The 6775-nt window shown below is 71.6% G+C and carries 5 protein-coding genes; 3 read left to right on the top strand and 2 right to left on the bottom strand.

What is annotated here, in order from left to right:
* Positions 1-337: 337 nt before the first annotated feature.
* Positions 338-934, bottom strand: coding sequence for a DUF1992 domain-containing protein (locus tag ITJ54_RS14230; protein ID WP_194629311.1), 597 nt, complete (start codon positions 932-934; stop codon positions 338-340).
* A gap of 119 nt (positions 935-1053) precedes the next feature.
* On the opposite strand from ITJ54_RS14230, the gene ITJ54_RS14225 reads away from it, so the two are divergent.
* Positions 1054-2118, top strand: a complete 1065-nt coding sequence (locus ITJ54_RS14225; RefSeq protein ID WP_194629310.1) for a sodium:calcium antiporter — start codon at positions 1054-1056, stop codon at positions 2116-2118.
* A gap of 12 nt (positions 2119-2130) precedes the next feature.
* Here the strand turns inward: ITJ54_RS14225 and ITJ54_RS14220 are convergent, their stop codons facing one another.
* Entirely contained in the window at positions 2131-3954 is a 1824-nt protein-coding gene (locus tag ITJ54_RS14220) for a glycoside hydrolase family 15 protein (protein ID WP_194629309.1), read from the bottom strand.
* Between the two features lie 507 nt (positions 3955-4461).
* Between ITJ54_RS14220 and ITJ54_RS14215 the strand changes: the two genes are divergently transcribed.
* Together ITJ54_RS14215 and ITJ54_RS14210 are read left to right on the top strand one after the other, a co-directional pair.
* On the top strand, positions 4462-5628 hold the full coding sequence (locus ITJ54_RS14215) for an RtcB family protein (RefSeq protein ID WP_194629308.1): 1167 nt from the start codon (positions 4462-4464) through the stop codon (positions 5626-5628).
* Positions 5629-5798: 170 nt separating this feature from the next.
* Positions 5799-6602, top strand: coding sequence for a DUF1206 domain-containing protein (locus ITJ54_RS14210; protein ID WP_194629307.1), 804 nt, complete (start codon positions 5799-5801; stop codon positions 6600-6602).
* Positions 6603-6775: the final 173 nt, after the last annotated feature.

The raw sequence follows: 6775 nt of genomic DNA, 5'->3' as shown, positions 1-6775 counted from the left end.
TCCGCCGACGCCGCGAAGCTGCTCAACAGCACCTTCAAGACCGACGCCGTCAAGGCAGGCCTGCTCGTCGGCACCGCGACGATCACCGCCCAGATCAAGTAACACCCCCGCACCACAGCACCACAAACGAGAACGCCGCCCCGATCACGGGGGCGGCGTTCTCTGCGTTGCACCACCCACGCGCGGAACCACCCATCACGGATGCGACGGGAAGCGGAAACGCGCGTCGGAGGTCGGAACGAACGACCCCCTACGCGCGAAACGACCTGCGACGAGCGAAAGGACCGCCTACGCGCGAAAGGACCTTCTGCGCGAGAAGACCACTCCCGGGGCAGCGTCAGGGGCGCCGGCGCCACCAGCGACGCGGGCGGGCATCGGCCAGCGCCTGCTCCGCTGCCCGGGCGGCCGACGCCATCCGGACCTGCCGCCGTTCGCGCCAGGCCTGCACCTCGGGCTCGACCTCCCGCATCGGCGTCACCACCGGCGGCCCACCGAGGAGCTGCCGGCGGGCCTCCTTCACGCGGGCGTTGAAGTCGACGAGGACGTCGCGGACGTCGGACTCCACTGAGAGTGCGTCCAGGTGGTCGTCGAGCTCGGCGTCCTCGGTCCGCAAGGCCAGGGCGGGCGGCGCGATGCCGCGGATGTCCTCACGCTCGATCTTCGACTTGATCCACCAGTCGGGGTCGTGCTGGCCGTCGATCCCGGGCAGGGGCTTGCCGTGGTACGGGTTGCCGTCGAAGACCCCGCGCCGCTCGGCTTCCTCGATCTGGGCCCGTGCGTGGGCGGCCACGTCGGCGGCCTTGAGCAGCCGGCGTTCCTCGCGGACCTCGTCCGGGTCGAGCGATCCGCGTTCGATCTCGCTCTCGACGAGCTGCTGGTAGCGGTAGCGGGCGGCCCTCCTGAGCCGGTCCATCCGTGCGTCGACGTCGTTCATCGTCAGACCATGATGCCCCGTCCCCCCGACGGCGCACCCAGGCCGCCAGCCCCGGACACGCCGAGGAACCAGTCTCCCTCCGAGAACCCCCACGGGCGCGGTGGTCCACGGTCTGCTGCATGGACTCACTGCCCCTCTGGCTGCTCGTCGTGGTCTTCGTGGCCGGCGCGGCCGTGATCTGGGTCGCCGGCATCCAGCTCTCGAAGACGACCGACGTGCTCGACGCCCGCCTGCACCTCGGCAGCGCGCTCGGCGGCCTCATCGTGCTGGCCGTCGCGACGAACCTGCCCGAGATCGCCATCACCGTGAGCGCGGGGCTGTCCGGGTCGATCGAGGTCGCGGCCGGCAACATCCTCGGTGGCATCGCGCTGCAGACCGTCGTCATCGCCGTCCTCGACGCGTTCGGCAAGCGCGGGAAGGGCGTGAAGCCGATCACCTACCGCGCGGCCTCGCTGACCCTGGTGCTCGAGGCGGTCGTGGTCGTCGCGGTCCTCGGCGTCGTGATCGCGGGCAGTCAGCTGCCGCCGGACCTCGTCGTCGCCCGGCTGACCCCGGACGTCGTGCTCATCGCGGCGATCTGGCTCGTCGGGCTGTTCCTGGTGCAGCGCGCGAGCAAGGGCCTACCGTGGCACGAGAGCGGCCACGCGCCCGACGCCAGTCCGCACACCATGGGGCACCGCACCCGCAAGCCCGACGCGACGAAGCCGATGAGCACCAGGAAGGCGGCGGTCGTCTTCGCGGTCTCCGCCCTCGCCACCCTGGTCGCCGGTGTCGTGCTGGAACAGGCCGGGGACGCGGCGTCCAGCCAGATCGGGCTCTCCGGCGTGCTGTTCGGGGCGACCGTCCTGGCCCTGGCGACGAGCCTGCCGGAGATCTCCACGGGCCTCCAGGCCGTCAAGCAGGGCGACGACAACCTGGCGGTCTCCGACATCTTCGGCGGCAACGCCTTCCTGCCGGTGCTGTTCCTCGTCGCCACCCTGCTGTCCGGCAAGGCGGTGCTGCCGCAGGCGAACGCCAGTGACGTCTACCTGACCGCGCTGGCCGCCGTGCTGACGCTCGTCTACGCGGTCGGACTGGTGTTCCGGCCGCAGCGCCGGATCGCGGGCATGGGCGTCGACTCGTTCGTCGTCGTCCTGCTCTACCTGGTCGGCGTCGCCGGCCTGGTCGCCATCAGCATCGGCTGACTCGGCACCGGGTCACGACCCGGACTCCGCGACCTCCTCGATCGTCAGCGCCGCCTGGATGAGCGCCAGGTGCGACAGCCCCTGCGGGATGTTGCCCATGAAGGCCCCGTCCTCGGCGCTGAGCATCTCGCTGAACAGCCCGACGTCGTTCGCCTGCGCGACCATGTCGTCCATCAGGCTCCTGGCGTCGTCGACCCGTCCGACGCAGGCCATCGCAGCCGCGAGCCAGAACGAGCACGCGACGAACGGCGACTCCTCGACCTCCATGCCCGAGTACCGGTACACGAGCGGCCCGTGCTGCAGCTGCTCCTCGATCGCGCGGATCGTCGACTCCATGCGGGGACCCCGGTCGAACGCGCTCATCGCATGCAGCAGGATCGAGGTGTCGAGCGTGTCGGTGCCCGGGTACATCACGTAGGCGCCGAGCTCCTCGTTCCACCCGTTCTCGGCGACCCACTCCTCGATGAGCTCGCGGTTCTCCTGCCACTTCTCCTTCGGGCCGTCGATCATGCCGGCGTCGTGCAGCTCGATGGCCGCGTCGAGCGCCTGCCAGCAGCCGATCTTGCTCGACACGTAGTGCTGCGTCTCCTCGAGCTCCCACATGCCCGAGTCCGCCTCCGGCCAGCGGTGACAGGCGTCGTCGGCGAGGTCCTGCAGCACCGCGGCGGTCTTCCGGTCGAGGACGTTGCCCGCGCGGACGTACTGGCGCAGGATCTCGAAGACGTCGCCCCAGACCCCGAGCTGCAGCTGGTCGCCGGCGCGGTTGCCGACGGTGACCGGGCCGATGCCGTTCCACCCGGGGACGTCGCGCTCCTCGACCTCGTCGGTCTTCGTGCCGTCGAGTCGGTAGAAGATCGGCATCGTCTCGTCGTGGTCGGCGATCGTGCGCATCATCCACGACACGGCGGCGTGGGTCTCCTCGCGCAGGCCGAAGCGCGTCAGGGCGTGCACCGTGTACGACAGGTCGCGCACCCAGGCGAACCGGTAGTCCCAGTTCTTCCCGCCGGTGCGGTCCTCGGGCAGGCTCGTGGTCGGCGCGGCGGCGATGGCCCCGGTGGGGGAGAAGATGAGCAGCTTCAGCGCGAGGGCGCTCCGCTGCACGGCCTCCGCCCACGGGCCGTCGTAGCTGAACTCCTCCGACCAGGCCTCCCAGTTCGCGATCGTCCGGTCCATCGCGGCGAGCGCGCTCTCCGGTCGGGGCATGAAGATCGGCTCGTCGTGCGTGCCGACGATCGTCAGGATCTGCTTCGACCCCGCGGTCGCGGCGAACCGCCCCGAGAAGCGGGGGCCGTCGTCGTGCACCGGGTCGAAGCCGTGCTCGACGATCGCGATGGTGACGCCGTCGATGCCGATGACCGCGCCGTTGCCCGTGTCGAGGCGCTTCGGCTCCGCCTGGTTCAGCAGCGTGCCCGGCACCACCGCCCACTCCATCTCGACCGTGCCCTCGACGCCCTGCACGCAGCGCGCGACCTCGGCCCACGGCAGCCGACCGGCGACGCCGGTGACCATGGCGTCCGTCACGGTGACGCTGCCGGACGACGTGGTCCACGTGGTGACCAGGACGTTCGTGCCGGCGATGTACGCGCGGGACACGGTGGCGTCGTCGGCCACCGGGCGCAGCGCCACGTGCCCGCCGTGCTCGGCGTCGAGGATGCTGGCGAAGACGGGCGGCGAGTCCATCGAGGGGATCGGCAGCCAGTCGATGCGGCCGTCGCGGGCGATGAGCGCCACGGTCCGGCCGTCCCCGATCGCGCCGTACGAGCGAAGGGGCACGTACCCGTCGGTGCGCTCCTCGTTGTCGGAGGCGTCGGGCGTGTCTCGCGTGCGTTCTGACATGCCTCCATGCTGCCCGGAGGCCCTGCGGGTGAGCACCCTGCCGCGTACCCCGCCCGCCGGAGCCGTGCCGAGCCTCCAGGCCGTCCGCCGGAGCCGGGTTGTGCATCCCGGGCGTGTCGCGCTAGTGTCGCTCTCCTGCCCGCCCTGGGCAGGACCTGCCATCGGCAGGACACCGGAAGGACCGCGCATGCGCGCCGTGCAGTATCCCGAACAGCGGATCGAGCTCCAGCTCGATGCGCTCGCGGTGCTGCTCGAACAGCGCAGCGAGCAGCAGTCCGCCGGGAACCCCGCGTAGGCACGACCGTCACACGACGCCCCCGTGCCCACCCGGCCCGGGGCGTCGCTCGCCGTCCTCCTCGCGTCCGTCACGGACGCCGCGTCCGTCTCGGACGTCGCGTCCGCCAGGGACGTCGCGTCTGTCAGGGACGTCCGGTCCACACCGGACGGGAGGCTCGGCACAGTTCCGCCTCGGACCGTCACCCTGAAGAGACGAGACGAGAAGAAACAATGCAGAAGATCACCGGCCGGCTGCTGTCCTGGGCGTCGCTGCTCGAGGAGAACACGGAGCAGCAGGCCCGAACCACCGCGGCGATGCCCTTCGTGTTCCCGCACGTGGCACTGATGCCCGACGCCCACCTGGGCCTCGGCGCGACCGTCGGGTCCGTCATCCCCACGCTTGGCGCCGTGATGCCCGCTGCCGTCGGCGTCGACATCGGCTGCGGCATGATCGCCGTGCGCACGCAGTTCACGCGCGCCGAGCTGCCGGAGGACCTGCAGCCCCTCCGCGAGCAGATCGAGCGCGCGATCCCGCTGTCCGCGGGCGCCACGAACCGGAAGATCGTGGCGACCGCCGCACCGCGGATCGCCGAGCTCGAGACGATGGCCGAGGCCGCCGGCTTCGACCCGGCGGGTGCGCTGAAGGGCTGGCGGAACCAGCTCGGGACCCTCGGGTCCGGCAACCACTTCATCGAGGTGAGCGTCGACGAGGAGGACCGCGTCTGGCTGTTCCTGCACTCCGGGTCACGCGGGGTCGGGAACAGGATCGCCCAGCGGCACATCGCGATCGCCAAGGCGGCCATGACGACGTGGTGGATCGAGCTGGCGGACCCGGACCTGGCGTACCTGGTCGAGGGCACGCCCGAGTTCGACCGCTACGTCGCCGAGCTCCGGTGGGCGCAGCACTTCGCCCTGCTGAACCGCGAGGAGATGATGGACCGCGTCGTCCGGCAGCTGTCCGAGGTGATGGGGCAGCCCGTCGACGAGCGCGAGCGGATCAACTGCCACCACAACTTCACGCAGCGCGAGGAGCACTGGGGGAAGTCCGTGTGGGTGTCCCGCAAGGGCGCGATCCAGGCGCGGACCGGGCAGCTCGGGCTCATCCCCGGGTCGATGGGCACCGCGTCGTACGTCGTCGAGGGGCGGGGGAACAAGCCCTCGCTGGAGTCCTCGCCGCACGGGGCCGGCCGGATGTACTCGCGGTCGGCCGCGCGTCGGACGTTCACCCACGAGCAACTCCGCGCCGCGATGGTCGGGATCGAGTACCGCGACACCGACGCGTTCCTCGACGAGATCCCGGCGGCCTACAAGCCGATCGACCAGGTGATGGAGGACGCCCGTGACCTCGTCACGATCCGGCACACGCTGCGCCAGGTCGTGAACGTGAAGGGGGACTGACCGACGGACGGGAGGCGCGGTGCGGGCTCGCACCGCGCCTCCCGTCCTGCCCGTGTCTCCTGTGCACACCGGGGCGCGCCGGACATCCGCAGCCGCGTCGGGCAGTGTGGTCACCCGTGAACACCAGCGCTGAAGCCACTGCCCGCGAGACCGGACGACAGGCGCGCCGCGTGGCGGACAGCCGCTGGTTCGAACTGACCGCACGGGGCGGCTTCGTCGGCAGCGGCGTCGTGCACCTGCTCATCGGGTACCTGGCGATCCTGCTCGGCATCGGGAACGCCGCGGCCGGCAGCAGCTCGCAGGGGTCGACGTCGGGCGAGACCGACCAGTCCGGTGCGCTCGCCCAGATCGCGGCCGTCCCCGGCGGGATCGTCCTGCTGTGGGTGGTGGCCGTCGGCACGGCTGCGCTGTGCCTGCGTCTGGTCGTCGAGGCCGTCGTCGGCGGTCGGACCGACAGTGCCCGCGCGTGGCTGGCCCGCGCGAAGAACGCGGCGAAGGCCGTCGTGTACGGGGCCATCGCGTACTCCGCCGGGTCGTTCGCGCTCGGGGCGGGGAAGAGCTCGAGCGGCTCGACCCGGAGCGCCGCCGCGAAGGCGCTGGCCACCCCGGGCGGGGTGTTCCTGCTGCTCCTGGTCGCCGCGATCGCCGTGGCGGTCGGCGTCGGTCTCGTGGTGATCGGCATCCGGCGCTCGTACCGGAAGCAGCTCGTGACGCCCCCGCGCTCGGTCGAGCCGACGCTCACCGTGCTCGCGGTCGCCGGGTACGTCGCGAAGGGCATCGCGGTGACCATCGTCGGCGTGCTCGTCGCCGTCGCGGCCTTCCGGAGCGACCCCGACCAGGCGACCGGACTCGACGGGGCGTTCGACGCCCTGCGGTCGATGCCCGGCGGGTCCGTCGTGCTCGTGGTGGTCGGCATCGGGTTCCTGGCCTTCGGCGCCTACAGCTTCCTCCGCGCGAAGTACGCGAAGATCTGACGCTTCCTGGGTGGCGTCGGCGGCGACGCCATCGCAGCGCAGGTCGTCCCCGCCCCCGTGAGATCGCACTTCGTGTCGCCTCCCGCCCGCCTGAGGCGACACGGAGTGCGATCTCACGGGGTGGCCGTGGGCGGCGGACCCGACCGGTGAGCACCGGCTGGGCGCGGTGTGTG

It is taken from the genome of Curtobacterium sp. VKM Ac-2865 (genome assembly GCF_015350905.1).
GTDB lineage: Bacteria > Actinomycetota > Actinomycetes > Actinomycetales > Microbacteriaceae > Curtobacterium.
Note: the sequence above shows the minus strand (reverse complement) of the source record. Positions and strands in the feature narration are given on the sequence as shown.

Excerpts from the sequence above, each read along its gene's own strand:
- ITJ54_RS14230 (WP_194629311.1), bottom strand. The coding sequence starts at position 934 with ATGAACGACGTCGACGCACGGATGGACCGGCTCAGGAGGGCCGCCCGC.
- ITJ54_RS14225 (WP_194629310.1), top strand. The coding sequence starts at position 1,054 with ATGGACTCACTGCCCCTCTGGCTGCTCGTCGTGGTCTTCGTGGCCGGC.
- ITJ54_RS14220 (WP_194629309.1), bottom strand. The coding sequence starts at position 3,954 with ATGTCAGAACGCACGCGAGACACGCCCGACGCCTCCGACAACGAGGAG.
- ITJ54_RS14215 (WP_194629308.1), top strand. The coding sequence starts at position 4,462 with ATGCAGAAGATCACCGGCCGGCTGCTGTCCTGGGCGTCGCTGCTCGAG.